The sequence below is a fragment of the Burkholderia sp. MSMB1589WGS genome (assembly GCF_001636105.1).
Taxonomy (GTDB): Bacteria; Pseudomonadota; Gammaproteobacteria; order Burkholderiales; family Burkholderiaceae; genus Burkholderia; species Burkholderia humptydooensis.
Map to the genome: position 1 here is coordinate 292,365 of NZ_LNJT01000006.1, position 26,041 is coordinate 318,405.

The window sequence follows — 26,041 nt, forward strand, 5'->3', positions numbered from 1 at the left end:
CGATGCCGGGCGGCGCGCCGCCCGGCGTCACCGCACCGGCACGAACTTGAAGTCGACCGGCTTGCCGATCCTGAACTGCGCCGGATTCGGCTCGAGGCGGCCGCTCGCGACATCGCGCCTGAACACGAACACGCTGTCGCTGTCCTGGTTGCCGACGATGAGCCACTTGCCGCTCGGATCGATCGCGAACTCGCGCGGCGTCTTGCCGAGGCTCGACTGCCGGCCGACGAGCTTCAATTTGCCGTCGGCCGCGTTCACCGCGTAGATCACGATGTCGTTCGCGTCGCCGCGATTGGTCGCGTACAGGAAGCGCCCGTCCGGCGACAGATGCAGCGCGCCGCCGCCGACCTTGCCCGCGAAGCCCGGCGCCGTCATCGGCACGGTCTCGACGTGCGCGAGCCGGCCGTCGTCGTAGCGGTACACGCCGACCGACGCGTTCAGCTCGTTGGTCACGTAAGCGAACCGCCCGCTTGCGCCGAACACGAGATGGCGCGGGCCCGAGCCCGCCTTCACGAGCGTGTAGCGCGACTCGGTCGGGCCGATGAGGCCGCGGCCGCCGTCCGGCGCGTAGCGGTACGAGTAGAGCTTGTCCGCGCCGAGGTCCTGCACGAACAGGTACTTGCCGTCCGGCGAGAACACGGTCGAATGGACATGCGCGCCGTCCTGCCGCCCCGTTACCGGGCCCGTGCCCTCGTGATGCACGTTCAGCACCGCTGCGCCGAGCGCGCCCGTCGCCTCGACCGGAAACACCGAGAAGCTGCCGCCCGGATCGGACGCGACCGAATAGTTCGCCGCGACGAGATAGCGCCCGTCCGGCGACAGGCTCAGGTAGCACGGATCGTTCCCTTGCGCCGACACGCGGTTGACGAACTGGAGGGCGCCCGTCTTCGCGTCGAAGGCGAATGCGCTGACGCCGCCGCGCACGCTCGCGGGGCCGGCGTCGCCCGGCAGTTCGTTGACCGCGTACACGTGGCGGCCGTCGCGGCTCGCGACGAGGTACGACGGGTTCTCGGCCTTCGCCGACGACACGGGCGTCGCGCGGCCCGAGTCGGTATCGAAGCGATACACGTAGATGCCGTCGCCGCCCGCGCCCGTATAGGTGCCGACGAGCAGGTTGTACACGCCGCCCGCAGGGCCGCCGCTCGCATCCTGCGCGAACGAGGGATTGCCGAAAAGCGGCAGCGCGAGCGCGAAACCTTTCATCCAGTGACTCAGCCTAAGCGGGAAAGCGAACGACGAAGGCGCGTGAGCGCGTCGGGTCATCGGAACCTCCTTGCATCGATCCGTCTCAAGTGATGTGATGTTGCGAAGCGCGGGCCCTTCGAACGCCCGCGCCGCGCAGTCCGCCGAGTATACGGGCCCGTGCGCGCCGCCGTACAGCGCGGCGCGAAAATGCCCGGATCGTGAACGACAAGGATTGCTGGAGGATCGCCGCCCATGCCCGCCCTCATCGAAGACTACGCCCTCGTCGGCGACGGCCACACGGCCGCGCTGATCTCCCGGGACGGCTCGGTCGACTGGCTGTGCTGGCCCCGTTTCGATTCCGGCGCGTGCTTCGCCGCGCTCGTCGGCACGCCGGAGCACGGCCGCTGGCTCGTCGCGCCCGCCGACGACGTGCGCGTGAGCGCGACGTCGCGCCGCTACCGCGGCGACACGCTGATCCTCGAAACCGACTACGAGAGCGACGCCGGCGCCGTCACGGTGATCGACTTCATGCCGCCCGGCAGCGGCTGGTCGGAGCTCGTGCGGATCGTCGTCGGCCGGCGCGGCGAGATGAAGATGCAGATGCAGCTCGTGTTGCGTTTCGACTACGGCTTCTCGGTCCCGTGGGTCACGCGGCTGCCGCGCGAGGCGGGCGTGAAGGCGATCGCCGGCCCGGATACGGTCGTGCTGCGCACGCCCGTGCCGCTGTCGGGCGAGAACCTGCATACGGTCGCCGAATTCACGGTGAAGGCGGACGAGCGCGTGCCGTTCTCGCTGTCCTATGCGCCGTCGCACCTGCGGCTGCCGCCCGCGCGCGAGCCGCTGTCGATGCTCGCGCGCACCGAGAACCATTGGTTCGAATGGTCGGCGCGGTGCCCGTTGCGCGGCCGCTACGCGGCCGCCGTGCGCCGCTCGCTGATCACGCTGAAGGCGCTCGCGTACGAGCCGACGGGCGGCATCGTCGCCGCGCCGACGACGTCGCTGCCCGAGCAGTTGGGCGGCACCCGCAACTGGGACTACCGCTACTGCTGGCTGCGCGACGCGACGATCACGCTGCTCGCGTTGATGCGCGGCGGCTACTACGACGAGGCGCGCGCGTGGCGCACGTGGCTCGGCCGCGTGATGGCCGGCTCGCCCGAGCAGATCCAGATCATGTACGGAATTGCGGGCGAGCGGCGCCTGCCCGAGATGGAGCTCCACTGGCTGCCGGGCTACCACGATTCGCGCCCGGTGCGCATCGGCAACAACGCGGCGAACCAGTTGCAGCTCGACGTGTTCGGCGAAGTGATGGCCGCGCTGCACGTTGCGCGTGTGGGCGGCCTGCAGGCGGACGACACGGTCTGGTCGGTCCAGACGACGCTGCTCGCGCACCTAGAGAAGATCTGGCGCGAGCCGGATGAAGGCATCTGGGAGACGCGCGGCGGCCGCCGGCACTTCACGTTCTCGAAGGTGATGGCGTGGGTCGCGTTCGATCGCGCGATCAAGTCGGCCGAGATGTTCCGGCTGCCCGCGCCGCTCGAGCGCTGGCGCGCGGTGCGCGACGAGATCCACGCGGACGTCTGCGCGAACGGCTGGAATCCGCGGCTGCGCGCGTTCACGCAGAGCTACGGCAGCGACGCGCTCGACGCGAGCGTGCTGATGCTGCCGCTCGTCGGCTTCCTGCCGCCCACCGATTCGCGCGTCTCGGAGACCGTCGCCGCGATCGAGCGGGGCCTGATGCGCGACGGCCTCGTGCTGCGCTACCACACGAGCGAATACGACGACGGCCTGCCGCCCGGCGAAGGCACGTTTCTCGCATGCAGCTTCTGGCTCGTCGACAATCTCGCGCTCCTCGGCCGCATCGACGATGCGCACGCGCTGTTCCGCCGCCTGCTGTCGCTCACCAACGACCTCGGCCTGCTTGCCGAGGAATACGATCCCGTGACGCGTCGCCAGGTAGGGAATTTCCCGCAGGCGTTCTCGCACGTCGGGCTCGTGCACACCGCGTTCAACCTGATGCATCATGAAGAGGAAATGCTGCGCGCGGCCGGCCAGCCTACGGCGGCGGACGCCATCGCCGGGCGCTAGCGCCGAACCACGTTTGCGCGACAAACGTAAGACAAGGTCAGATGTCGAAGCAACGCTCGGAAATGCGGGTATGCTGCGTTGCGACACCCCTGAATGTCCGATATGATCAGTCGCGACTGATTCGATCCGACGAGTGAATCGGTCCGATTGCTGACTGACACGGCACGCCGCGGCGCCCCGCGCCGCCTTCGCGCACCGTTCTCCCATCGGGAGCTCGCATGCTTTACCAATTGCACGAATTCCAGCGGGCGATGCTGAGCCCGCTGACCGCCTGGGCGCAAGCCGCCTCCAAATCGTTCGCGAATCCGTCGAGCCCGCTTTCGCTCGTGCCGGGCGCGACGCGCCTCGCGGCGGGCTACGAATTGCTGTACCGGCTCGGCAAGGATTACGAGAAGCCGGAGTTCGCGATTCACCAGATCGTCAAGGACGGACACAACATTCCGATCGTCGAGCAGACGATCATCGAGAAGCCGTTCTGCCGGCTGCTGCGCTTCAAGCGCTACGCGGACGATTCGGGCGCCGTCGGGCAACTGAAGGACGAGCCCGTCGTGCTCGTGTGCGCGCCGCTGTCGGGCCACCACGCGACGCTTTTGCGCGACACCGTCCGCACGCTGCTGCAGGATCACAAGGTCTACATCACCGACTGGATCGACGCGCGGATGGTGCCCGCCGAAGTCGGCCCGTTCCATCTCGACGACTACGTCGACTACATCCAGGAATTCATCCGACATATCGGCGCGCGCAACCTGCACGTGATCTCGGTGTGCCAGCCGACCGTGCCCGTGCTCGCGGCGATCTCGCTGATGGCGAGCCGCGGCGAGGACACGCCGCTCACGATGACGATGATGGGCGGCCCGATCGACGCGCGCAAGAGCCCGACGTCGGTGAATTCGCTCGCGACGAACCGCTCGCATTCATGGTTCGAGAACAACGTGATCCACACGGTGCCGGCGAACTATCCGGGCGAAGGCCGCAAGGTCTATCCGGGCTTCCTGCAGCACACGGGCTTCGTCGCGATGAATCCGGAGCGCCACGCGCAATCGCACTGGGACTTCTACCAGAGCCTGTTGCGCGGCGACGAGGAAGACGCCGAAGCGCACCGCCGCTTCTACGACGAATACAACGCGGTGCTCGACATGGCGGCCGAATACTATCTGGACACGATCCGCATCGTGTTCCAGGAGTTCCGCCTCGCCGAAGGCACGTGGGACATCCACGGCGAGCGCGTGAAGCCGGCCGACATCCATTCGAGCGCGCTGATGACGATCGAAGGCGAGCTCGACGACATCTCGGGCAGCGGCCAGACGCACGTCGCGCACGAGCTTTGCACGGGCATTCCGCAGGCGCACCGCCGCAGCCTCACCGCCGAGAAGTGCGGCCACTACGGCATTTTCTCGGGCCGCCGCTGGCGCACGATCATCTATCCGCAACTGCGCGACTTCATCCGCGAGCATGCGTCGCAGCCGAAGAAGCCGACGCCGCGGGCCGGCTCCACGTCGACATCGCCTTCCACGCCGAGCCGGTCGACGGCGGGCAGCGAAACGATAAGCGCCGCGCCCGCGAAGGCGGCCGCGCTCAGGCTGACGGCCGCGAAGCGCCCCGCCGCGAAAACCCGTGCGGCGAAGCCGGCCGCCGCCAAGCGCGCCGCGACGAAAGCCGCATTGCCGCGCGCGCGCAAGGTCGCCTGACGCGCGCGCCCGTCCGGCTCAGCGCCTCAACAGAAACGCGAGCAGCAACTCGGTGTTCATCTTGATCATCTCGGTGCGCTCGTGCTGCGCGCTGAAATCGCGGCCGAAGATCGCGGCGAGCGTGAAGCGGTTCGACACCATGTAGTAGCCGAGCCCCGACAGCGTCACGTAGAACCGCAGCGAATCGATGTCCGTGCGGAAGAGCCCCGCCTTCTGGCCGCGATCGAGCACGCCGTCGAGCGTCTTGACGATCGGCGAGATCATCTCGCGAATGCGCGTCGATTTCTGCAGATAGCGCGCCTCGTGCAGGTTCTCGTTGTTGAGCAGGCGCAGCAGATCGGGATGATCGCGGTAGTAGTCCCACACGAAATGCGCGAGCCGCGTGATCGCTTCGACGGGCGCGACGCCTTCGAGATCGATCGCCCGCTCGGCCTCCATCAGCGCGGAAAACGCATATTCGAGCACCGCGGTGAACAATTGCTCCTTGCTGCCGAAGTAGTAATAGAGCATGCGCTCGTTGGTTTCGGCGCGGCGCGCGATCTGATCGACTCGCGCACCGAACAGCCCCCCTGTCGCGAATTCTTCGGCCGCCGCGAGCAGGATCCGGCGCCGGGTTCCCTCTGGGTCTCTTTTGATTTTTGGCTGATTCATAGTGGCGTTTTGCTATGTGAGCCGCGTAATCCGGCTCGCGCCGCCGGCGATCGACGCGGGGCCTGCGGCGATCGCCGGCGGCGTGAACGGGCGCGCCATCGTTAAGGGACACCCTGCTATAGTCACGCAAAAAAGCGTTTTGATTATGGCACATGCGTTGTTAAGCGCAATGCGAAAAATCGGCGATAATTGTTGTTTCCAGAAATATCCGGGCCGCGTTCGAACGCCCGGCCGCCGCGCCGGCCCACGTCGTCACTGTGACCGATTCCAAGACCCTCGCCGATCGCATCGAAGATCTGCTTCCCCAGACGCAATGCACGAAGTGCGGCTACGACGGCTGCCGTCCGTACGCGGAGGCAATCGCGGCCGGCACCGCCGGCTATGATCAATGCCCGCCAGGCGGCGCCGAGGGCGTCGCGCGGCTCGCGAAACTGCTCGGCAAGCCCGTGATACCGCTCAATCCGGAGCACGGCGTCGAGCGTGCGCGCCCCGTCGCGTTCATCGACGAGCAGCTTTGCATCGGCTGCACGCTGTGCATGCAGGCGTGCCCCGTCGACGCGATCGTCGGGGCACCGAAGCAAATGCATACGATCGTCGCCGAACTCTGCACCGGCTGCGACCTGTGCGTGCCGCCGTGCCCCGTCGACTGCATCGCGATGATACCCGTGACGGGCGAGCAGACCGGCTGGGACGCGTGGTCGCAACAGCAGGCCGACGCCGCGCGCGCGCGGCACGATGCGCGCCTCGCGCGTCAGAAGCGCGAGCGCGAAGCAGCCGAGGCGCGGGCGGCGGCCCGCCGCGCGGCAAGCGCCGCCGCGGCGGCCACCGCCCCCACCACCGCCCCTGCCGCCGCCGAGCCCGCGGCGCCGGCCGACGACGATCCGCAAGCGAAGAAGCGTGCGATCATTGCAGCGGCGCTCGAACGCGCGCGCAAGAAGAAGGAAGAACTCGCCGCCCAGGGCGCGGGGCCGAAGAACACCGAAGGCGTGAGCGCCGCGGTGCAGGCGCAGATCGACGCGGCCGAAGCGCGGCGCCGCCGTCTCGCCGGGCAGCGCGACGCAGCCGGCAAGCCCGATCGCGAAGACGACGCGCCGCCGATCTCGAAACCGAAACCGTGACCGCATGAACGCCAACAAACGACGCGCGATCTTCGAAACGCTGCAAAGCCTCAACCCACATCCGACGACCGAGCTCGAATACACGACGCCGTTCGAGTTGCTGATCGCGGTGATGCTGTCGGCGCAGGCGACCGACGTGTCGGTCAACAAGGCGATGCGCAAGATGTTCCCGGTGGCGAACACACCGAAGAGGATCGTCGCGCTCGGCGAGGAAGGCGTCGCCGACTACATCAGGACGATCGGTCTCTACCGGACGAAGGCGAAGAACGTCGTCGCGGCGAGCCGGATCCTGCTCGAGCGCTACGACGGCGAAGTGCCCGCCGACCGCGAGGCGCTCGAGAGCCTGCCGGGCGTCGGCCGCAAGACCGCGAACGTCGTGCTGAACACCGCGTTCGGCCAGCCGACGATCGCCGTCGACACGCACATCTTCCGCGTCGCGAACCGCACGGGCCTCGCGCCCGGCAAGGACGTGCGCGCGGTCGAAGCGGCGCTCGAGAAGTTCACGCCGAAGGAATTCCTGCACGATGCGCATCATTGGCTGATCCTGCACGGACGCTACGTGTGCAAGGCGCGCAAGCCCGAATGCTGGCACTGCGCGATCGAGCCGCTTTGCGAGTACAAGCCGAAGACGCCTGCGCCCGTGCAGTGACGGGGGCGGGTCGCGCGCTGCGGCGCGCGGCGGGCGCGGATCGCTTCGGGCATCCGCGGGCCTGCCGGACCGGACCCGCGATTGCTGCAAAGCGGCACGTTCATCGCACGTTCGCGTTCCGCGTTCCGCATTTCGCGTTCCGATCGGCGAAGCCGGCCGCGGGCCGCACCCGATCCCGGCCGACACCTCCCGCTACCCGCCCCGCGAGCCTCACGCGCTCGCGATCGTCGTCGGCTCCGCGTGGTCGGCCGGCGTGCCCGCGCGCACGAGCCACAGCACCGCCGCGAGGATCGCGACGCCGCCCGCCCATTGCAGCGGCGTCAGCGTCTCGCCGAACAGCGCGGCGGCCAGCGCGACCGTCACGACGGGCTCGAGCGTCGACAGCATCGACGTGCGGGCCGCGCCGAGCCGCGCGAGGCCGGCGAAGAACGCGAGCATCGCGGCGACGGTCGACACGAGCGCGATCGCGACGAGCGCGGCCCAGCCGGACGCCGCGCGCGGCCAGTGCGGCGGCGCGCCGAACGCCGCCGTGCGTGCGAGCGCGAGCACGATGAGCATCGCCGCCGCGGCGCAACAAATGATCGCGACGGTCGCGAGCGGATCGACGCCGCGCGCCGCCTTCGCGCCGACGACGATGTACAGCGAATAGACCACCGCCGCGCCGAGCGCGAGCGCGATGCCGAGCGGCTCGCCGCGACCGCCGCCCACCATCAGCGCCGAGCCGGCGACGCACAGCGCGAGCGCGACCGCCTTCGCGCGCGTGAGCCGCTCGCCGAGCCACCAGGCGGCGAGCAGCGTGACGAACGCCGGATACAGATAGAGCAGCAGCGCGACGAGGCTCGCCTGCGCATGTTGCAGCGCGCTGAAATAGCACAGCGACTGTCCGACGTAGCCGAGCGCGCCCATGCAGACGATCGCGGCGAGCGCACGGCCGCGCGGCCAGCGCACGCGCCGCCTCCGCGCGACGGCGACGAGCAGCGCGCCCGCGATCGAGAAGCGGACGATCAAGAGGCCGAGCACGTCGGCGCCGCCCGCGTATGCGTAGCGACCGAAGATCGCCATCGCGCCGAACGCGGCGGCCGACAACGCGACGTACAGCGCGCCGCGTCGCGCGGCGCAAGAGGTTCCGGCGGTCAAGGCCATGGCTCGTGCGAGTAGTGAAAGCGCTCGATTCTAACGAGCTTCGAACGGCCGCATAAGCGGTGTTTATGCCGAATCCGTTGCGGACCGCGATGCGTGCCGTGACGGATCTCGCGTCGAACGGTGAGCGGTGAGCGTGCCGCGCGCCCGAAATGCCCGGCAGCCCATCGCCGCGCGATTGCGTCGGCGCCCCGAAACCGGCGCATCACGCGCCTGAATGCCCGGATGCTGTTTCGCAGTTTCGTTGCTTCGCCGCTTCGTTACGCCGTCGCGCCGTCGCGCTTTCGGCAGCCCTGCCGCGGACAGCGTAAAATACGCGCTCGCGGGCCGCAGCGGCCTGTCACACGCCCTGCTTTACATCATGTTCAATCCGAGCCGCGACGACGTGCGTCGCTTCTTCATCGACACCTGGCGCAAGCAGCGCTCGGGCGAGATCCTCACGCCGCTCGAAGCGATGGCGGCCGACTGGATCGTCGAGCATCCCGAATATCACGCGGAACTCGAGGACGCCGGGCGCTCGGCCGCGCACGACTACACGCCCGACGAAGGGCGCACGAATCCGTTCCTGCATCTGTCGATGCATCTCGCGATCAGCGAGCAGTTGTCGATCGACCAGCCGCCCGGCATCCGGGCCGCGCACGAGAAACTCGCCGCCCGCTGCGATTGCGCGCACGACGCGCAGCACGCGATCATGGAATGTCTCGGCGAAACGATCTGGGAAGCGCAACGCACGAACACGCCGCCTGATTCCGACGCCTATCTGCAGCGGATCCTGCGACGCGCATCGCGCGGCTGACGCGGCCCTCGCGAAGGCATCACGCACCGCATGCCGCGCACGTGCGCAACGGACAAAAAAATGCCCCGCTCGAAGCGGGGCATTTTTCGGCGCGCGCGTCGCGCGAGCGGACACGCGCGACGCCGGCGTACCGGCGTTACTTCTTGAACACGAGGCTGCCTTGCAGCGACTCGAGGTACGCGGCGATGTCCTTCATGTCGGCAACGGACAGGCTCTGCACCTGCGCCTGCATGATCGCGTTGCTGCGGCCGAGGAGCGGGTTCGTCAGGCCCATCTGGTACTGGCGCATCGCCCAGACCAGGTAGTCGGCGTGCTGGCCCGCGAGGCGCGGATATTCGGCGTTGATCGGATTGTCGAGCTTCGCGCCGTGGCAGGCCGCGCAGTTGTGCGACTCGACGAGTTCCTTGCCCTTCGCGACGTCCGCCGCATGCGCGGTGCCGATCGCGAAGCCGGCTGCGAGCGCGAGCGCCGCCGCCGTCTTGAGTGCCGTCTGAGGCTTCTTCATGGATGATGCTCCTATCCCGGTGCTGAGGTCAGCAAGCGCGAGCTTACTTGTAGGGATTGTTCTTCGAATCGGGCTTTTGCGCGGCGTAGTAGGACGCGAGATCGGCGATGTCCTGATCCGTCAGCGATTCGGCGATCGCGTTCATCGACGGGAAATGGCGATCCTTCTTCCGGTAGGCCTTCAGCGCATTCTCGAGATAAACCTGGTTCTGGCCGCCGAGGAGCGGCACCCGGTAGACCTCCGGGTAGGCCACGCGGTAGCCGTCGATGCCGTGACAGCCGATGCACATCGCGGCCTTGCTTGCCCCGTCCTTCGGGTTGCCGACCACACCGGCCGCCTGCGCGCCGGCGGCGAGCGCCGCGAGCGCTGCTGCGACAACGACATGTTTGCCGAATTTATTCATAGCTCTTGTAACCTAGCTTGAGGGGAAACTGGCGCCCGCAAAGGCAACGGCCGGCGCCGTTTTACTTGTGAGGCCGCCACGCAGGCCAAAAAAACGGCCAGATTGTACCGCGTCGCCGGGGAACGCGTCCACCACGCGCGCCCACCGAATGCGCTTCGCACGATACGCCGGCCGCGCCAAGCCAGCGGCGCTTCTGACTTATACTGGGATTTTTTCGCCGGAAGCTCGCCGCCATGCGTTTCGAAGGTTCCTCGCACTACGTCGCGACAGACGATCTGAAGCTCGCCGTCAACGCCGCGCTCACGCTCGAGCGCCCGCTCCTCATCAAGGGCGAGCCCGGCACGGGCAAGACCATGCTCGCCGAGGAAGTCGCGGCGGCGCTTGGCATGCCGCTCCTGCAATGGCACATCAAGTCGACGACGAAGGCGCAGCAGGGCCTTTACGAATACGATGCGGTGTCGCGCCTGCGCGACTCGCAGCTCGGCGACGAGCGCGTGAAGGACATCGCGAACTACATCGTGAAGGGCGTGCTGTGGCAAGCGTTCGAGGCCGAGCGCCCGAACGTGCTCCTCATCGACGAGATCGACAAGGCCGACATCGAATTCCCGAACGATCTGCTGCGCGAGCTCGACCGGATGGAGTTCCACGTGTACGAGACGCGCGAGACCGTGCGCGCGCGGCACCGCCCGCTCGTCATCATCACGTCGAACAACGAGAAGGAGCTGCCCGACGCATTCCTGCGCCGCTGCTTCTTCCACTACATCCAGTTCCCCGATCCGTCGACGATGCAGAAGATCGTCGAGGTCCACTACCCCGGCATCAAGCAGGACCTGCTGCGCGCGGCGCTCGAGAGCTTCTTCGAGCTGCGCGGCGTGTCGGGGCTGAAGAAGAAGCCGTCGACGTCCGAGCTGCTCGACTGGCTGAAGCTGCTGCTCGCCGAGGACATCCCGCCCGACGCGCTGCGCTCGAAGGACCAGAAGCAGATCGTGCCGCCGCTTGCGGGCGCGCTGCTCAAGAACGAGCAGGACGTGAGCCTGTTCGAGCGGCTCGTCTACATGAACCGCCACAACCGCTAGACGCACGGGCGCCGCGAGGAGACACGCGAGATGAGCCGCCGGAATCCAGCCGCCACGCCCGCGGGCACGCGCGCGATGCGTCGCGCGAACCCGAACCCGCTGCGCGCTTCGTCGCGCGGCGCGTGCGCGCTCCGGCCCGCCGTCGCGCGGCGCGCCCGTGCGCCGCACGGCCGCCCGGCTCGCCGCGGCGATGCGAGGGCCCGCCCATGCTGATCGATTTTTTCTACTCGCTGCGCGCGGCGAAGCTGCCGGTGTCGGTCAAGGAATACCTGACGCTGCTGGAAGCGCTGAAGGCGCAGGTGATCGAGCCTTCGCTCGACGCGTTCTACTATCTCGCGCGGATGACGCTCGTGAAGGACGAGCAGTACTTCGACAAGTTCGACAAGGCATTCGGCGCGTACTTCCACGGCGTGTCCGCGCTGCCCTCGGATGCGTTCGACATTCCGCTCGACTGGCTCGAGAAACGCCTGCAGCGCGAGCTCACGCCCGAGGAGAAGGCGCAGATCCAGGCGCTCGGCGGCCTCGACAAGCTGATGGAGCGCCTCAAAGCATTGCTCGACGAGCAGAAGGCGCGCCACGAGGGCGGCAACAAGTGGATCGGCACGGGCGGCACGTCGCCGTTCGGGCACGGCGGCTACAACCCGGAAGGCATCCGGATCGGCGGGCCGTCGAACGGCAACCGCACCGCGGTCAAGGTGTGGGAGGCGCGCGCGTATCGCGATTACGACGATTCGGTCGAGATCGGCACGCGCAACATCAAGGTCGCGCTGCGGCGGCTGCGGCGCTTCGCGCGCGAAGGCGCGGCCGAGGAGCTCGACCTGCCCGGCACGATCCGCAGCACCGCCGCGAACGCCGGCTGGCTCGATCTGCGGATGGTGCCCGAGCGCCACAACAACGTGAAGGTGCTGATGCTGCTCGACGTCGGCGGCTCGATGGACGACCACATCAAGCGCACCGAGGAGCTCTTCTCCGCCGCGAAGGCCGAGTTCAAGCACCTCGAGTTCTACTACTTCCACAACTGCGTGTACGACCACCTGTGGAAGAACAACCGCCGCCGCCACGCGGAGCGCACGCCAACCTGGGACGTACTGCACAAGTTCACGCCCGACTACAAGCTGATCTTCGTCGGCGACGCGACGATGAGCCCTTACGAAGTGCTGCAGCCGGGCGGCTCCGTCGAATACAACAATCCCGAGGCGGGCGCCGTGTGGCTGCGCCGTCTCACCGATCAGTTCCCGCACTACGCTTGGCTCAATCCGGAGCCCGAGCGGCTATGGGAATACCGGCAGTCGATCGCGATCATTCGCGACGTGCTAGGCGACCGGATGTATCCGCTCACGCTCGCGGGCCTCGAATCCGCGATGCGCACGCTGAGCAAGTGACGCGCCCGCCGCACCCGCCGAGCTCCCTGAATTCCGTCGTTTTCGACGCCTCACCTCAACGCTTCAGACCCGACGTTTCACCGATGAGCAGTCAGCCACCCGCCTCCAATCTGTCGCCCGCCGTCGCGCGGCCGAATTTTTTCACCGACACGTCGCCGTCCGCGCTCGTCGCGGGCTTCGTCGCGATGATGACGGGCTACACGAGCTCGCTCGTGCTGATGTTTCAGGCGGGCCGCGCCGCGCACCTGAGCGACGCGCAGATCTCGTCGTGGATCTGGGCGCTGTCGCTCGGCATGGCCGTGACGACGATCGGGCTGTCGATGCGGTATCGCGCGCCGATCGTCGTCGCGTGGTCGACGCCCGGCGCAGCGCTCCTCGTCGCGTCGCTGCCGGGCGTCGCGTATGCGGACGCGATCGGCGCGTTCGTCGTCTGCGCGCTGCTGCTCGCCGCCGTCGGCGCGAGCGGCCTGTTCGACACGCTGATGCGCCGGATTCCGTCCGGCATCGCCGCGGCGCTGCTCGCCGGCATCCTGTTCGAGATCGGCATCGAGATCTTCCGCGCCGCGCAGTTCCAGACCGCGCTCGTGCTCGCGATGTTCTTCACGTACCTGATCGTCAAGCGCGCCGCGCCGCGCTATGCGATCGTCGCGACGCTCGCCGCGGGCATCGCGGCCGCGGGCGCGCTCGGCTTGCTCGACTTCAGCCGCTTTCACGTCGCGCTCGCGCGGCCCGTGTTCACGGCGCCGTCGTTCTCGATCTCGGCGATCGTGAGCATCGGCATTCCGCTGTTCGTTGTCGCGATGGCGTCGCAGAACGTGCCCGGCATCGCGGTGCTGCGCGCGGACGGCTACGGCACGCCCTCCTCGCCGCTCATCGCGACGACGGGCGTCGCGTCGCTCGTGCTCGCGCCGTTCGGCTCGCACGGGATCAACCTCGCGGCGATCACGGCCGCGATCTGCACCGGCCCCGAGGCGCACGACGATCGCGCGAAGCGCTACACGGCGGCCGTCTGGTGCGGCACGTTCTATCTCGTCGCGGGCGTGTTCGGCGCGACGATCTCCGCGCTGTTCGGCGCGCTGCCGAAGGCGCTCGTCGTGTCGGTCGCCGCGCTCGCGCTGTTCGGCTCGATCATGAGCGGCCTCACCAACGCGATGCAGGACGCGCGCCAGCGCGAAGCGGCGCTCGTCACGTTCATGGTGACGGCGTCCGGCCTCACGCTGCTGTCGATCGGCTCGGCGTTCTGGGGGCTCGTCGCGGGCGTGCTCACGCAGGCGATTCTCAACGCGCGTCGCGCCGCCTGACGCCCGTCCGGCTCGCGGCCGGATCGGGCATGGTTCGTGCGCGATTCGCCCCTGGCGCGCGTCACACCCGCCGGCGCACGAGCGTTCGGCACCGGTTCCGCTTTCCGGCCTAGAATGTAGGGTCCGGCGGCGCGCGCCAAGCGCGCCGCCCAGCATCGCCCCGCGCCCTGCCGCGCGGTCGTCCTCACCGAACCGGCGCGCCGCGCCTCGCTTTCGACTCGTCATGACTACCGCACTCGACCAGCTCAAGCAGTACACGACCGTCGTCGCCGACACGGGCGACTTCCAGCAACTCGCGCAATACAAGCCGCGGGATGCGACGACGAACCCGTCGCTGATCCTGAAGGCCGTCCAGAAGGACGCGTATCGGCCGATCCTCGAGAAAACGGTCCGCGATCATGCGGGCGAATCGGTCGGCTTCATCATCGACCGCCTGCTGATCGCTTTCGGCACCGAGATCCTGAAGCTGATCCCGGGCCGCGTGTCGACCGAAGTCGACGCGCGCCTGTCGTTCGACACGCAGCGCTCGATCGACAAGGGCCGCGAAATCATCAAGCTCTACGAAGCAGCGGGCATCGGCCGCGAGCGCGTGCTGATCAAGCTCGCGTCGACGTGGGAAGGCATCCGCGCGGCCGAAGTGCTGCAGCGCGAAGGCATCCGCTGCAACATGACGCTGCTGTTCTCGCTCGTGCAGGCGGCCGCGTGCGCGGAAGCGGGCGCGCAGTTGATCTCGCCGTTCGTCGGCCGGATCTACGACTGGTACAAGAAGCAAAAGGGCGCCGAGTGGGACGAGTCGAAGGACGGCGGCGCGAACGATCCGGGCGTGCAATCGGTGCGCCGCATCTATACGTACTACAAGCAATTCGGCTACCAGACCGAAGTGATGGGCGCGAGCTTCCGCACGACGAGCCAGATCACCGAGCTCGCCGGCTGCGACCTGCTGACGATCAGCCCCGACCTGCTGCAGAAGCTGCACGACAGCGCCGAGACGGTTGCGCGCAAGCTGTCGCCGGACGCGGCGAAAGATGCACGGCTCGAGCGCGTCGCGATCGACGAATCGTCGTTCCGCTTCCAGTTGAACGACGACGCGATGGCGACCGAGAAGCTCGCCGAAGGCATTCGCCTCTTCTCGGCAGACGCGGTGAAGTTGGAAAAGATGATCGACGCGCTGCGCTGACGCGCGCGGGCTCCGATTCGCGACGGGCGGTATGACAAACGTTCGTCCCGCGCTTCGGGGCCGCCATCTTTGGGGATCGGCATTTTTTTCGATGCGCGATTCGGCGGGCGCCGCCTTGCGAGGCGGTATCCGCCGAATCGCGCCCTTCCCCCGCGCGCATTCCCGGCCCGCTCGTTGCGGCCCTTTTCACGATTCCCGTTGCTGTCACCCGGACGCACTACAATCGTCAACATGGGCGCGGTTGCGCCCTATTCCCTCCCCAGGATCAAGGAGACGACGATGCAAGTACAACCGTATCTGTTTTTCGGCGGCCGCTGCGACGAGGCGCTGAAATTCTACGGCGACGCGCTCGGCGCACGGGTGAACTTCCTTGCGCGCTACAAGGACGCGCCGCCGAATCCCGAGCGGCCGACGCCGCCCGAGATGGCCGACAAGGTGATGCACGCGAATTTCCAGATCGGCGACTCGGTGCTGATGTGCTCGGACGGCGACTGCTCATCAGGCAACCAGCAGGTGCACAGCGGCTATTCGCTGTCGCTCGATCCGAAGAACGTCGAGGACGGCAAGCGGATGTTCGACGCGCTGCTCGCCGACGGCGGCGCGGTGACGATGCCGTTCGAGAAGACGTTCTGGGCGCTCGGCTTCGGCATGCTGCGCGACAAGTTCGGCGTGCACTGGATGATCAACGTCGAAGACCCGAACATGAAGAAGTGAACGCTTCGGAAGCCGAAGCGTTCGGGTTTGCTCCCGGTCGACCGATGCACGACGCCCGCGGCGCGATGCGCGCCGCGGGCGTTTTCATTCGCGCGCCCGGCCGGCGCGAAACCGCGCGTCAGCTCTCGACGACGTCGAGATAATCCTCCGGCCGCGTGCGATCTTCCGCATGCGCGATCCCGAGCACGCGCACGAGCACGCTGACCGCGATCGACACGATGAGGTTCACGGCCAGCGCCCAGACGGCCGCATAGCCCGGAATCGCATAGCCGAACAGATGGACCGCGAAGATCGAGCTCGCGAGCTTCAGCGAGATCGCCATCCACGTGCCGCACACGAGCCCCGCCACCCAGCCGAGCAGCAGCCCGCGATAGTCGAGCACCCGCGTGTAGAGCCCGAGCACGATCGCGGGCAGCGTCTGGATGATCCAGATTCCGCCGAGCAGTTGGAGCTGGATCGCGTACGTGAGCGGCAGGCCGAGGATGAACGCGACCGCGCCGACCTTCACGATCAGCGACACGAGCTTCGCGACGTTTGTCTCCTGATCGTGCGTCATGTTGCGGTTGACGAACTCGCGATGGATGTTGCGCGTGTACAGGTTCGCGGCCGCGATCGACATGATCGCCGCCGGCACGAGCGCGCCAATGCCGATCGCGGCGAACGCGACGCCGACGAACCACGACGGGAAGAAATGCAGGAACAACGCCGGCACCGCGAAATTCGGCCCGAACGCCTTGAAGTACGGCGCGTATTCCGGCATGTCCTTCACGCCCGAGGCGAGCGCCATGTAGCCGAGCAGCGCGAGCAGGCCGAGCACGAACGAGTACGCGGGCAGCATCGCCATGTTGCGGCGGATCGTGTTGCCCGACGACGACGACAAAATTGCCGTCACCGAATGCGGATACAGGAACAGCGCGAGCGCCGAGCCGATCGCGAGCGTCGTATAGGCGCTGAAGCCGTTCAGGCCCGCTGCGTCGGGCGCCTTCAGGAGCAGCTTCGCGGGCGGCACCGCGCCGAAGATGTGCCCGAAGCCGCCGAGCTTCGCCGGAATCACGATCACGGCCGCGGCGATCGTGATGTAGATCAGGATGTCCTTGACGATCGCGATCATCGCGGGCGCGCGCAGCCCCGACGTGTACGTGTACGCGGCGAGGATCGCGAACGCGATGATGAGCGGCAGGTCGCCGACGAAGCCCTTCGTGTCGAAGCCGAGCCCGCCGATCACCACTTCGATGCCGACGAGCTGCAGCGCGATGTACGGCATCGTCGCGACGATGCCCGTCACCGCGACGGCGAGCGCGAGCGAGCGGCTGCCATAGCGCGCGCTGACGAAGTCGGCGGCCGTCACGTAGCCGTGACGCTTCGCGATGCTCCAGAGCTTCGGGAACACGACGAACGCAAACGGGTAGATGAGGATCGTGTACGGCAGCGCGAAGAAGCCCATCGCGCCCGCGCCGAACACGAGCGCCGGCACGGCAACGAACGTGTACGCGGTGTAGAGGTCGCCGCCGAGCAGGAACCACGTGACGATCGTGCCGAAGCGCCGGCCGCCGAGACCCCATTCGTCGAGATGCGCGAGGTTGCCGCGCCGCCAGTTCGCGGCGAGAAAGCCCATGATCGTCACGCCGACGAAGAACAGCACGAAGACGAAGGTCGCGGTCAGATTCATTTGCCGTCTCCCCGCGGAACGCCCTTCCAGCAGTTCTTGGTCTTCTGGTAGACGAATGCGGTGATCACGGCGCTAATGAACACCCACAGCAGTTGATACCAGTAGAAAAACGGGAATCCGAACCATTGCGGTTCGGTCCGGTTGTACGACGGCACCCAGACCATCGCGACGAGCGGCAGGACCAGCAACCAGAGCCAGCGTTTCGCGGCCCGGTTGGCGTCGGCATCGTGAGCCATGACGTCTCCTCTTCACATCCCGGTTATTGATATGTTCTGAACGGGTACGGCGGTGCAAGAGGAACGACACGACGGGCAGGTTGCGACTCCCCTGGCGTCGGCCAGTATAGGAGTCGAAAAAAACGGCGGCAAACGAGGGCGAACCCGGAGCCCGCGAGCGCTGCGGCGCGGGCGGCCTGCTCGGCCATCCCGCGCGCTTTGGCCTCAGATCGTGAAGACGCCGGCGCGCTCGCCGAACGACGCTTTCAATCCTTTCACCCACGAGCGGGCGGGCAGGCGCAGCTCGGCTTCGATCAGCTTCGCGCGCTCGGTCAGTTGAGCGAACGATACCGACAGCGCCGGCCCCGAGAACGCGAGCGCGATCCGGTTGCCGTCATGCACTTCGGGCAGTGCGATCACGCGTTGATCGAATGCGGCGTTCAGGTGCTTCATGTTGCGCACGAAGCTCGGGTGATCGCCGAACAGGTTGATCGTCGCGACGCCCGCGTCGGCGAGGCAGCCGCGCACCGCGCGGTAGAACGCGACGCTGTCGAGTACCGGGCCGCGCGCGGTCGCGTCGTACAGGTCGATCTGCAGCGCGCCGATCGTGCCGCGATTCTTCGGATCATTGACGAAATCCCACGCGTCCGTTTCGTGGACGGTCAGACGCCCGTCGTCGGGCGGCAGCTCGAACATCGAGCGCGCAGCGACGATCACGGCCGGATTCAGCTCGACCGCCTCGACGCGCGCACGCGGCAGGAAGCGATGCGCGAACTTCGTCAGCGCGCCCGTGCCGAGGCCGAGCTGGACGACGCGCTGCGGCGTTTCGAGGAAGAGCAGCCACGCCATCATCTGCTGCGCGTACTCGAGCTCGATGTGATACGGCTTCGACAGGCGCATCGCGCCCTGCACCCACTCGGTGCCGAAATGCAGATAGCGCACGCCGCGCTCTTCGGAAAACGTGACGGGCGCGAAGCGCGGCTTGCGCGGCTCGTCGAGGACGGCGACGCCGTCGAGGTCGTCGAACTCGGCGCGGCTGCGCTTCGCGCGGGACGGCTTGAGCTTCTCGGAGCCGTTGAACGGAGACGGCGTGGCGCGCCGGGACGCGCGCGCCTCGGCGGAGGCTCGCTTGATGAGTCGGGTCATGGATGAGTCTCTTGCTGACGTGGCTGTTTGAGCGAACGAGAGGATAGCACTCGCGGCGTCGCGCGCAGGCAAACCGCTTGCTCGTCGGACCCGCCGACCGGCCGACTTGCATCAACAAAGCGAGGGACGGATATTGCATCGCAATTGCGATGCATCGAGAGACATCATGAAATCCGCCACCTTTCCATCCATGCGGGTTGAACCGGAACTGCGCGACGCCGCCGAAAGCGTCCTCGGCGAAGGAGAAACGCTGTCGGGTTTCGTCGAGCAATCGATCCGCGAGGGCATCGAGCGCCGTCGCAACCAAAGCGAATTCATTGCCCGCGGCATCGCGTCACGCGAAGCGGCCCGGCGCACCGGCGACTTCTGGACCGTCTTTATGGCTTCATCGTCGATCGCGAAGACGCCGACGTCGAACTCGCCGCCCGCGCGCTTGCCGCCATCACCGCCGGAATCGCCACGCTGGAATCGTCGCCGTTCACTTGCCGCAAAGCTCATCCGTCGATGCCATTTCTGCGGGAGCTGCTCATTCAGTTCGGCGCATCGGGATATGTTGCGCTGTTCGAGATCGACGACGATCGAACGGTGACGATCCTTGCCGTGCGCCATCAGCGTGAAAGCGATTATCACTGAGCCGGAACCACCCCGACGACCGGTCGCTCAGGCTGCGGGCCGGCCCGCATGTGGCGCGTCGTTGCGCCGCCATCCATCGAATGCCGTCAGGAAAGCACCTCGCGCCAACACGAGAGCTTCTGCTCGAACGACAGCATTGCATTCGCCGGACTCGACGACGGCAGCACGAGCGTATCGAACCCCGCCGCGCGTATCGTCGGCTCGAAGCGCCCCGCCGTCTTGCCGTTGAAACAGACCTTCCTGAGCTTCGGCGCGACTTCCCGCAACGAATCGAAGTCGTTCGGCTGCGCATGGCGAATCGCCGCGTCGAGGCTGCCTTCGCGATGGCACGCGGCGAGCACGTCCCAGATGCCGAAGTCGTGCGCGAGCACGCGCGAAAGCCGCGCGTCGTACGGCAGCGCCTGCAGTTCCGGCTCGCCGAGCACAGCGCCCAACAGCCGCCAGAACTGATTGCGCGGATGCGCGTAGTACTGCGCGGCCGCAAGCGACGCCTCGCCGGGGAAGCTGCCGAGAATCAGCGTGTGCGTGCCGGGCGACACGACGGGAGGAAAGCCGCGCAGCATCACGTCGCCTCGAAGTCGCGCGCGCGGCGCTCGCCGTGCGCGTCGAGATGCCGCCACAGCGCGGGCAGCATGCATTCGGTCACCATCAGCGGCGTGCCGCGCCGCTCGAACACCGAGCGGCGCGCGCCGAACGCGTGCGGCGCGGCATGCACGCGCACGCGCGCGAGCGCGTGCGACGCGAGCGCGAACAGCGGATGCCCGGCGATCACGCGCCGGCTCACGAGCGGCGAGCGCGTCACCTCCGGATCGCTGTAGAGCAGCTCCGCGAGCGGCCGCGTGCGCAGCCGCCGCATCGCCTGCCACACGCCCTTGCTCGCGGCAAGCGGCGCGATGCTGTGCGCGGCGACGAACGGCGTGCCGTCGACCGCGAGCACGACTTCGCGCACCCACACCGGCGCGCGCGACGCGCATGAAAGCGCGCCGTGCTCGTCGGCCCACGGCGTCGCGACCGTCTCGCGCGTCACGCGCACCGTCACGCGGCCGAGCCGGGCGAGGTGCGCGGTCAGCGAGCCGCCGCGCGTGAGCCAGTCCTTCTGCGCGCTCGACGCGCCGGGGCGCGGCGTCTCGCGCCAGTACGCATCGGCCGCGTCGAAACGCATCCGCGCCATCACGCCGCGCGCGACAGCAACAGCGCGTTGGTCCGCTTGACGAAGCTCGCCGGGTCTTCGAGCGCGCCGCCTTCGGCGAGCAGCGCCTGATCGAACAGCAGGTGGCACCAGTCGCCGAAATCCGCGCCGTCGGCCTTCAGCGCCTTGACGAGCGGATGCTCCGGATTGATCTCGAGAATCGGCTGGAACGACGGCGCATTCTGACCCGCCGCCTTCAGCATCCGCTGCAGGTAGCCGCTCATGTCGTTGTCGTCGGCGACGAGGCACGACGGCGAATCGGTCAGCCGGAACGTGACGCGCACGTCCTTCACCCTGTCGCCGAGCGTTTCCTTCATCTTGTCGACGACGGGCTTCATCGCCTCGCCCGTCTCTTCCTGCGCCTTCTTCTCGTCGTCGTTCAGCGCGCCGAGATCGAGATCGCCGCGCGCGACGCTCGCGAGCGGCTTGCCGTCGAACTCGTGCAGGAACGACAGCATCCATTCGTCGACGCGATCGGTGAGCAGCAGCACTTCGACGCCCTTCTTGCGGAACACTTCGAGATGCGGGCTGTTCTTCGCGGCCTGCCACGTGTCGGCCGTCACGTAGTAGATCTTCGATTGATCGGGCTTCATCCGCGCGACATAATCGGCGAGCGCCACGTTCTGCGCATCGGTGTCCCCATGCGTCGACGCGAAGCGCAGCAGCTTCGCGACGCGCTCGCGGTTCGCGTGATCCTCGCCGACGCCTTCCTTCAGCACCTGGCCGAACGCGCTCCAGAACGTCGCGTACTTCTCCTTGCCCGCGTCGTCCTCGGCGTTCGCGAGTTCTTCGAGCATCGAGAGGGCGCGCTTGGTCACGCCTTCGCGAATCGCCTTCACGTCGCGGCTTTCCTGCAGGATCTCGCGCGACACGTTCAGCGGCAGATCCGACGAATCGACGACGCCCTTGATGAAGCGCAGGTACTGCGGCAGCAGTTGCTCGGCGTCGTCCATGATGAACACGCGCTTCACGTACAGCTTCAGGCCGCCGCGATAGTCGCGGTTCCACAGGTCGAACGGCGCGTGCGACGGCACGAACAGCAGTTGCGTGTATTCGCTGCGGCCCTCGACGCGGTTGTGCGTCCACGCGAGCGGCTCCTGGTGATCGTGCGCGACGTGCTGGTAGAACTGCTTGTACTGCTCGTCGGTGACGTCGTTCTTCGCGCGCGTCCACAGCGCGCTCGCCTGGTTGACGGTCTCGTCCTCGTCCTTCTCGACCATCTCGCCCTTTTCCTGATCCCACTCTTCCTTCTTCATCAGGATCGGCAGCGCGACGTGGTCCGAATACTTCTGGACGATCGATTTCAGCCGGTACGACGACAGCAGCTCGTCCTCGCCGTCGCGCAGATGCAGCGTGATCGTCGTGCCGCGCGCGGCACGCTCGATCGTGTCGACCGAGAAATCCCCTTCGCCGGCGCTTTCCCAGCGCACGCCCTCGGACGCGGGCACGCCCGCGCGGCGCGTCTCGACCGTGATCCGGTCGGCGACGATGAAGCCCGAGTAGAAGCCGACGCCGAACTGGCCGATGAGCGCCGCGTCCTTCTGCTGGTCGCCGGAGAGCTTCGCGAAGAATTCCTTCGTGCCCGAGCGCGCGATCGTGCCGAGGTTCGAGATCGCCTCGTCGCGGCTCATGCCGATCCCGTTGTCGTCGATCGTGAGCGTGCGCGCGGCCTTGTCGAACGACAGGCGAATGCGCAGGTTCGGATCGCTCTCGTAGAGCGCGTTGTTTTCCAGAGCCTCGAAACGGAGCTTGTCAGCGGCGTCGGACGCGTTGGACACGAGTTCGCGCAGGAAGATTTCCTTGTTGCTGTAAAGCGAATGAATCATCAGGTGGAGGAGCTGCTTGACCTCTGCCTGAAAGCTCATGGTTTGCTGAGTCATCTTGATTTACCTGTTGATTGCGTCAATACGACAGACGGTTTCGATTCACGACCCCATAGGAGCCGGCGCGCGGCGTCATGCTGCTGCCGCGACGCCCGACCGCGCCCCAAGTTGGGGCGCTCGACGGAATTTCAAGAGGCGCGGCGGTTCACGCTGTCGAGATAGCGGCCGAGGAACGCGGGCAACGCGGGATCGCCGCAGTTCGCGACGTTAAAGCGCGTCCATGTCGAAGGCGACTGCTGCGGCGAGAAGAGGCTCCCCGGCGTGAGCAGGAAGCCCTCCTCGTGCGCGGCCGCGGCGAGCGCGTCCGAATCGACGCCCGTGTCGGCCCACAGGAACATCCCCGCCGCCGGCATCGTGAAGAGCCGCATCCCGGTGCGCTCGAGCATCCGCGCGGTCTTGTCGCGCACGCCGCCGAGCCGCGCGCGCAGCCGCTCGACGTGGCGCCGGTAATGCCCTTCCGTCAGCACCTTGTACAGCACGCGCTCGTTGAGCTCGGGCGTCGTCATCCCGACGAGCATCTTCTCGTCCGTCAGCGCCTTCGCGAGTTCCGGCGCGCACGCAATGTAGCCGACCCGCAGGTTCGCGGCGAGCGTCTTCGAGAAGCTGCCGAGGAAGATCACGCGCTTCAGTTGATCGAGGCTCGCCAGGCGCGTCGCCGGATAGCTCGGCGGGCACAGGTCGCCGTAGACGTCGTCCTCGACGACGAGGAAATCGTACGCCTCCGCGAGTTTCAGGATCCGGAACGCCTGCGCGGCCGACAGCGACGTGCCCGTCGGATTCTGCAGCACCGAGTTGATCACGAGCATCTTCGGGCGCCACATCTGCACGAGGTTCTCGAGCGCATCGAGATCGGGGCCGTCCGGCGTGTACGGCATCCCGACGAGCTGCGCGCCCTGCGACGCGAAGCGGCCGAACATCTGGAACCAGGCCGGATCGCCGACGATCACCGCGTCGCCCGGCCGCACGCAGTGGCGTGCGATCAGGTCGATCGCCTGCGTGATGCCGGACACGAGCACGAGCTGATCGGGCGTCGCGCCGATCTCGATTTCGGCGAGGCGCGTCTGAAGCTGCTGCCGCAGCGGCAGGAAGCCCTGCGCGCTGCCGAAGCCGAGCATCTGCGCGCCGGACTGCCGGCCGAGCGCGCGCAACGCGCTCGTGATCAGATCGCCGTCGAGCCAGCGGCTCGGCAGGTAGCCGAGCCCTGGCCCCTTTTCCGGGCTGACCGTGTGCAGCATGTTGCGCAAGAGCCAGACGACGTCGATCGTGTTGTGCACGGGCTGCGCCCGCCCGCCGCCGGACGCGCCGGCGGGCTGCGCCCCCGGCGCACGCTCGCGCACGTAGAAGCCGGAGCCGCGCCGCGAATCGAGATAGCCTTGCGCGACGAGCCGCTCGTACGCCTCGACGACCGTGAAGCGCGACACGCTCTTGTCGATCGCGAGCTTGCGGATCGACGGCATCCGCATGCCGGGCCGAAACACGCGCTCGTCGATCCGGCGGCGCGCCCACTGCACGAGCTGGTCGACGAGCGTGAGCGTCGCGGTATCGTGCGGCGCGGGAATCTGCGCAAGCGGGACGGTGGACATCGCGGGCCTCCAACTGTACCGAAGAGTATCGCGGCGATTGTACCGTTACTGTGCCGGTCGCCGCGATTACAGTTTTTCGGCGGCGATGCGGCGCACGCACGCCCGAAAACCGAAAACCGGTTCCGATTTCCCCTTCGCATTTCGTCCGATGGCAGCCCATTCGCTGAAACTCGATCATCTCGTCGTCGCCGCGCGCACGCTCGAAGAAGGCGTCGCGTACGTCGCCGACACCCTCGGCATCGAACCCGCGGACGGCGGCGCGCATCCGTCGATGCGCACCCACAATCGCCTGTTCGGCCTGTGGGGCGGCGCATATCTCGAAGTGATCGCCGCCGACCCCGGCGCGCCGCCGCCCGCCGACGGCCAGCCGCGGCCGCGCCTGTTCGGCCTCGACGATCCGGCGACGCACGCGCGGCTCGAGCAGGGCCCGTACCTCGCGCACTGGGTCGCGCGCGTCGATCGCCCGCGCCAGCTCGACCTGTGGCAGCGCCAGTATCCGGCGCGGATTGCGCGCATCGTGCCGATGACGCGCGGCGATCTCGGCTGGCGGCTGACGGTGCCCGACGACGGCTCGCTGCCCGCGTGGCGAGGCGCGGGCGACGGCGTGCTGCCGTCGCTGATCCAGTGGAACGACGCGCGCCATCCGTCCGACGCGCTGCCGCACGGCGGCGTCGCGCTGAAGGCGCTGAAGGCGGCGCATCCGCACGCGGGCACGGTGCGCGAGCAGCTTGCCTGGCTGAACGCCGCGCACCTGCTCGACGTCGAGGCGGTCGAGGCGGGCGAAGCGCCCGCGCTCGCCGCCGAATTCGACACGCCGAACGGCGCGCGCACGCTGCGTTAGCGCGCGGCGGCCCGGCGCACCGCCCCGCTTCCGGCAGAAACCCGATATCGACGGAGACACTTCACTCATGGATTCGCGCGAAACCCGCGGCATGCTGCTCGGCATGATCGGCGTGATGATCTTCAGCCTGACGCTGCCGATGACGCGCATCGTCGTCACCGAGCTCCATCCGCTCCTGAACGGCCTCGGGCGCGCGCTCGCCGCTGCGGTGCCCGCCGCTCTGCTGCTGTGGCTGCGCCGCGAGCGCGTGCCGACCCGCGCACAGTTGAAAAGCCTCGCCGTCGTGTCGGCGGGCGTGATCATCGCGTTTCCGGTGTTCTCCGCCTGGGCGATGAAGACCGTGCCCGCCGCGCACGGCGCAGTCGTCAACGGATTGCAGCCGCTCCTCGTCGCGCTGTACGCGGCGTGGCTCGCGCGCGAGCGGCCGTCGAAGGCGTTCTGGGCGAGCGCCGCGCTCGGCAGCGCGCTCGTGATCGCGTTCGCGCTGCGCGACGGCGGCGGCGCGCTGCAGCCGGGCGACCTGCTGATGCTCGTCGCGGTCGGCATCGGCGCGCTCGGCTATGCGCAAGGCGCGCGCCTCGCGCGCGAGATCGGCGGCTGGCAGGTGATCTGCTGGGCGCTCGTCGTGTCCGCGCCGTTCCTCGTGCTGCCCGTCGGCTGGCTCGCGTGGGCGCACCACGCAGCGCATCCGGGCCCCGTGTCGCCGCGCGTGTGGCTCGCGTTCGGCTACGTGACGCTGTTCTCGCAGTTCATCGGCTTTTTCGCGTGGTACGCGGGCCTCGCGACCGGCGGCATCGCGCGCGTCGGTCAGGTGCAACTGCTGCAGATCTTTTTCACGATCGCGTTCTCGGCGCTGTTCTTCGGTGAAACCGTTTCGCCGTCGACCTGGCTGTTCGCCGCCGCCGTGATCGCGACCGTCGTGCTCGGCCGCCGCGCCGCCGTGCGCCTCACGCCGCAACCGGCTCGCGCCGCCTGATTTGACGAGCGATAATCGACGCTTTCATCCGAACGA

The 26,041-nt window shown here is 67.8% G+C and carries 25 protein-coding genes and 1 pseudogene; 14 read left to right on the forward strand and 12 right to left on the reverse strand.

What is annotated here, in order from left to right; genetic code table 11:
• Positions 1-27: 27 nt before the first annotated feature.
• On the reverse strand, positions 28-1,203 hold the full coding sequence (locus WT16_RS03680) for a lactonase family protein (RefSeq protein WP_041861735.1): 1,176 nt from the start codon (positions 1,201-1,203) through the stop codon (positions 28-30).
• 234 nt (positions 1,204-1,437) lie between these two features.
• On the opposite strand from WT16_RS03680, the gene WT16_RS03685 reads away from it, so the two are divergent.
• Both WT16_RS03685 and phaZ read left to right on the forward strand, forming a co-directional pair.
• The gene (locus WT16_RS03685; RefSeq protein WP_015601771.1) at positions 1,438-3,270 is read left to right on the forward strand and encodes a glycoside hydrolase family 15 protein; all 1,833 of its coding nucleotides are present in this window, start codon (positions 1,438-1,440) and stop codon (positions 3,268-3,270) included.
• Between the two features lie 218 nt (positions 3,271-3,488).
• Positions 3,489-4,958, forward strand: coding sequence for a polyhydroxyalkanoate depolymerase (gene phaZ, locus WT16_RS03690; protein ID WP_015601462.1), 1,470 nt, complete (start codon positions 3,489-3,491; stop codon positions 4,956-4,958).
• Between the two features lie 18 nt (positions 4,959-4,976).
• Here the strand turns inward: phaZ and bspR are convergent, their stop codons facing one another.
• Positions 4,977-5,609, reverse strand: coding sequence for a T3SS transcriptional regulator BspR (gene bspR, locus WT16_RS03695; protein WP_006025009.1), 633 nt, complete (start codon positions 5,607-5,609; stop codon positions 4,977-4,979).
• A gap of 257 nt (positions 5,610-5,866) precedes the next feature.
• Here bspR and rsxB point away from each other — a divergent pair, with 257 nt between their 5' ends.
• Together rsxB and nth are read left to right on the forward strand one after the other, a co-directional pair.
• Positions 5,867-6,727: an electron transport complex subunit RsxB gene (gene rsxB / locus WT16_RS03700; protein ID WP_015600730.1), complete on the forward strand. Its 861-nt coding sequence runs from the start codon at positions 5,867-5,869 to the stop codon at positions 6,725-6,727.
• A gap of 4 nt (positions 6,728-6,731) precedes the next feature.
• Positions 6,732-7,376, forward strand: a complete 645-nt coding sequence (gene nth, locus WT16_RS03705; RefSeq protein ID WP_006025007.1) for an endonuclease III — start codon at positions 6,732-6,734, stop codon at positions 7,374-7,376.
• Between the two features lie 210 nt (positions 7,377-7,586).
• Here the strand turns inward: nth and WT16_RS03710 are convergent, their stop codons facing one another.
• Complete coding sequence (locus tag WT16_RS03710) at positions 7,587-8,519, reverse strand: DMT family transporter (protein ID WP_063532733.1); 933 nt, start codon at positions 8,517-8,519, stop codon at positions 7,587-7,589.
• Positions 8,520-8,760: 241 nt separating this feature from the next.
• On the opposite strand from WT16_RS03710, the gene WT16_RS03715 reads away from it, so the two are divergent.
• Positions 8,761-9,312, forward strand: coding sequence for a DUF1841 family protein (locus WT16_RS03715; protein WP_006025004.1), 552 nt, complete (start codon positions 8,761-8,763; stop codon positions 9,310-9,312).
• Between the two features lie 136 nt (positions 9,313-9,448).
• Here the strand turns inward: WT16_RS03715 and WT16_RS03720 are convergent, their stop codons facing one another.
• Positions 9,449-9,817: a c-type cytochrome gene (locus WT16_RS03720; RefSeq protein ID WP_006025003.1), complete on the reverse strand. Its 369-nt coding sequence runs from the start codon at positions 9,815-9,817 to the stop codon at positions 9,449-9,451.
• 43 nt (positions 9,818-9,860) lie between these two features.
• Positions 9,861-10,220, reverse strand: a complete 360-nt coding sequence (locus WT16_RS03725; protein ID WP_004185759.1) for a cytochrome c — start codon at positions 10,218-10,220, stop codon at positions 9,861-9,863.
• 233 nt (positions 10,221-10,453) lie between these two features.
• Here WT16_RS03725 and WT16_RS03730 point away from each other — a divergent pair, with 233 nt between their 5' ends.
• From WT16_RS03730 to WT16_RS03750, 5 genes are all read left to right on the forward strand, one after another.
• Positions 10,454-11,296, forward strand: a complete 843-nt coding sequence (locus WT16_RS03730; protein WP_006025002.1) for a MoxR family ATPase — start codon at positions 10,454-10,456, stop codon at positions 11,294-11,296.
• 206 nt (positions 11,297-11,502) lie between these two features.
• Entirely contained in the window at positions 11,503-12,678 is a 1,176-nt protein-coding gene (locus tag WT16_RS03735; RefSeq protein WP_006025001.1) for a VWA domain-containing protein, read from the forward strand.
• Positions 12,679-12,761: 83 nt separating this feature from the next.
• Positions 12,762-13,979, forward strand: a complete 1,218-nt coding sequence (locus WT16_RS03740; protein ID WP_063532734.1) for a benzoate/H(+) symporter BenE family transporter — start codon at positions 12,762-12,764, stop codon at positions 13,977-13,979.
• Positions 13,980-14,202: 223 nt separating this feature from the next.
• Complete coding sequence (gene tal, locus WT16_RS03745) at positions 14,203-15,156, forward strand: transaldolase (RefSeq protein WP_006024999.1); 954 nt, start codon at positions 14,203-14,205, stop codon at positions 15,154-15,156.
• A 279-nt stretch (positions 15,157-15,435) separates the two neighbouring features.
• Positions 15,436-15,870, forward strand: a complete 435-nt coding sequence (locus WT16_RS03750) for a glyoxalase/bleomycin resistance/extradiol dioxygenase family protein (protein WP_006024998.1) — start codon at positions 15,436-15,438, stop codon at positions 15,868-15,870.
• Positions 15,871-15,988: 118 nt separating this feature from the next.
• Here WT16_RS03750 and WT16_RS03755 read toward each other — a convergent pair whose 3' ends face one another.
• From WT16_RS03755 to WT16_RS03765, 3 genes are all read right to left on the reverse strand, one after another.
• On the reverse strand, positions 15,989-17,539 hold the full coding sequence (locus tag WT16_RS03755) for a sodium:solute symporter (protein ID WP_006024997.1): 1,551 nt from the start codon (positions 17,537-17,539) through the stop codon (positions 15,989-15,991).
• The gene (locus WT16_RS03760) at positions 17,536-17,775 is read right to left on the reverse strand and encodes a DUF3311 domain-containing protein (RefSeq protein ID WP_009911690.1); all 240 of its coding nucleotides are present in this window, start codon (positions 17,773-17,775) and stop codon (positions 17,536-17,538) included. Before WT16_RS03760 ends, WT16_RS03755 begins: the two co-directional genes overlap by 4 nt.
• Before the next feature lie 204 nt (positions 17,776-17,979).
• Positions 17,980-18,900: a hypothetical protein gene (locus WT16_RS03765; protein WP_059932215.1), complete on the reverse strand. Its 921-nt coding sequence runs from the start codon at positions 18,898-18,900 to the stop codon at positions 17,980-17,982.
• A 190-nt stretch (positions 18,901-19,090) separates the two neighbouring features.
• On the opposite strand from WT16_RS03765, the pseudogene WT16_RS35485 reads away from it, so the two are divergent.
• Both WT16_RS35485 and WT16_RS03770 read left to right on the forward strand, forming a co-directional pair.
• Positions 19,091-19,140 (forward strand): annotated as a pseudogene (locus tag WT16_RS35485) (hypothetical protein); the annotation flags it as partial.
• A gap of 126 nt (positions 19,141-19,266) precedes the next feature.
• The gene (locus WT16_RS03770; protein WP_156521409.1) at positions 19,267-19,533 is read left to right on the forward strand and encodes a type II toxin-antitoxin system RelE/ParE family toxin; all 267 of its coding nucleotides are present in this window, start codon (positions 19,267-19,269) and stop codon (positions 19,531-19,533) included.
• Between the two features lie 86 nt (positions 19,534-19,619).
• Here the strand turns inward: WT16_RS03770 and WT16_RS03775 are convergent, their stop codons facing one another.
• The 4 genes from WT16_RS03775 to WT16_RS03790 form a co-directional block, all read right to left on the reverse strand.
• Positions 19,620-20,096: a DNA-deoxyinosine glycosylase gene (locus WT16_RS03775; protein WP_006024993.1), complete on the reverse strand. Its 477-nt coding sequence runs from the start codon at positions 20,094-20,096 to the stop codon at positions 19,620-19,622.
• Complete coding sequence (locus WT16_RS03780; protein ID WP_006024992.1) at positions 20,096-20,704, reverse strand: chorismate lyase; 609 nt, start codon at positions 20,702-20,704, stop codon at positions 20,096-20,098. The genes WT16_RS03775 and WT16_RS03780 overlap by 1 nt, the downstream gene beginning before the upstream one ends.
• Positions 20,704-22,602, reverse strand: a complete 1,899-nt coding sequence (gene htpG / locus WT16_RS03785; protein ID WP_009911687.1) for a molecular chaperone HtpG — start codon at positions 22,600-22,602, stop codon at positions 20,704-20,706. Before htpG ends, WT16_RS03780 begins: the two co-directional genes overlap by 1 nt.
• A 131-nt stretch (positions 22,603-22,733) precedes the next feature.
• On the reverse strand, positions 22,734-24,188 hold the full coding sequence (locus WT16_RS03790; protein ID WP_006024989.1) for a PLP-dependent aminotransferase family protein: 1,455 nt from the start codon (positions 24,186-24,188) through the stop codon (positions 22,734-22,736).
• 148 nt (positions 24,189-24,336) lie between these two features.
• Between WT16_RS03790 and WT16_RS03795 the strand changes: the two genes are divergently transcribed.
• Together WT16_RS03795 and WT16_RS03800 are read left to right on the forward strand one after the other, a co-directional pair.
• Positions 24,337-25,029, forward strand: coding sequence for a VOC family protein (locus WT16_RS03795; protein ID WP_063532736.1), 693 nt, complete (start codon positions 24,337-24,339; stop codon positions 25,027-25,029).
• A gap of 67 nt (positions 25,030-25,096) precedes the next feature.
• Positions 25,097-26,005 (forward strand): DMT family transporter, encoded by a 909-nt coding sequence (locus tag WT16_RS03800; protein WP_063532737.1) that lies wholly within the window; start codon positions 25,097-25,099, stop codon positions 26,003-26,005.
• The last annotated feature ends 36 nt before the right edge of the window (positions 26,006-26,041 follow it).

What these genes read in the sequence shown, in the direction of transcription:
- WT16_RS03680 (WP_041861735.1), bottom strand. Translation starts at nt 1,203, where the DNA reads ATGAAAGGTTTCGCGCTCGCGCTGCCGCTTTTCGGCAATCCCTCGTTC.
- WT16_RS03685 (WP_015601771.1), top strand. Translation starts at nt 1,438, where the DNA reads ATGCCCGCCCTCATCGAAGACTACGCCCTCGTCGGCGACGGCCACACG.
- phaZ (WP_015601462.1), top strand. Translation starts at nt 3,489, where the DNA reads ATGCTTTACCAATTGCACGAATTCCAGCGGGCGATGCTGAGCCCGCTG.
- bspR (WP_006025009.1), bottom strand. Translation starts at nt 5,609, where the DNA reads ATGAATCAGCCAAAAATCAAAAGAGACCCAGAGGGAACCCGGCGCCGG.
- nth (WP_006025007.1), top strand. Translation starts at nt 6,732, where the DNA reads ATGAACGCCAACAAACGACGCGCGATCTTCGAAACGCTGCAAAGCCTC.
- WT16_RS03710 (WP_063532733.1), bottom strand. Translation starts at nt 8,519, where the DNA reads ATGGCCTTGACCGCCGGAACCTCTTGCGCCGCGCGACGCGGCGCGCTG.
- WT16_RS03720 (WP_006025003.1), bottom strand. Translation starts at nt 9,817, where the DNA reads ATGAAGAAGCCTCAGACGGCACTCAAGACGGCGGCGGCGCTCGCGCTC.
- WT16_RS03725 (WP_004185759.1), bottom strand. Translation starts at nt 10,220, where the DNA reads ATGAATAAATTCGGCAAACATGTCGTTGTCGCAGCAGCGCTCGCGGCG.
- WT16_RS03730 (WP_006025002.1), top strand. Translation starts at nt 10,454, where the DNA reads ATGCGTTTCGAAGGTTCCTCGCACTACGTCGCGACAGACGATCTGAAG.
- WT16_RS03735 (WP_006025001.1), top strand. Translation starts at nt 11,503, where the DNA reads ATGCTGATCGATTTTTTCTACTCGCTGCGCGCGGCGAAGCTGCCGGTG.
- WT16_RS03740 (WP_063532734.1), top strand. Translation starts at nt 12,762, where the DNA reads ATGAGCAGTCAGCCACCCGCCTCCAATCTGTCGCCCGCCGTCGCGCGG.
- tal (WP_006024999.1), top strand. Translation starts at nt 14,203, where the DNA reads ATGACTACCGCACTCGACCAGCTCAAGCAGTACACGACCGTCGTCGCC.
- WT16_RS03750 (WP_006024998.1), top strand. Translation starts at nt 15,436, where the DNA reads ATGCAAGTACAACCGTATCTGTTTTTCGGCGGCCGCTGCGACGAGGCG.
- WT16_RS03755 (WP_006024997.1), bottom strand. Translation starts at nt 17,539, where the DNA reads ATGAATCTGACCGCGACCTTCGTCTTCGTGCTGTTCTTCGTCGGCGTG.
- WT16_RS03760 (WP_009911690.1), bottom strand. Translation starts at nt 17,775, where the DNA reads ATGGCTCACGATGCCGACGCCAACCGGGCCGCGAAACGCTGGCTCTGG.
- WT16_RS03765 (WP_059932215.1), bottom strand. Translation starts at nt 18,900, where the DNA reads ATGACCCGACTCATCAAGCGAGCCTCCGCCGAGGCGCGCGCGTCCCGG.
- WT16_RS03775 (WP_006024993.1), bottom strand. Translation starts at nt 20,096, where the DNA reads ATGCTGCGCGGCTTTCCTCCCGTCGTGTCGCCCGGCACGCACACGCTG.
- WT16_RS03780 (WP_006024992.1), bottom strand. Translation starts at nt 20,704, where the DNA reads ATGGCGCGGATGCGTTTCGACGCGGCCGATGCGTACTGGCGCGAGACG.
- htpG (WP_009911687.1), bottom strand. Translation starts at nt 22,602, where the DNA reads ATGACTCAGCAAACCATGAGCTTTCAGGCAGAGGTCAAGCAGCTCCTC.
- WT16_RS03790 (WP_006024989.1), bottom strand. Translation starts at nt 24,188, where the DNA reads ATGTCCACCGTCCCGCTTGCGCAGATTCCCGCGCCGCACGATACCGCG.
- WT16_RS03795 (WP_063532736.1), top strand. Translation starts at nt 24,337, where the DNA reads ATGGCAGCCCATTCGCTGAAACTCGATCATCTCGTCGTCGCCGCGCGC.
- WT16_RS03800 (WP_063532737.1), top strand. Translation starts at nt 25,097, where the DNA reads ATGGATTCGCGCGAAACCCGCGGCATGCTGCTCGGCATGATCGGCGTG.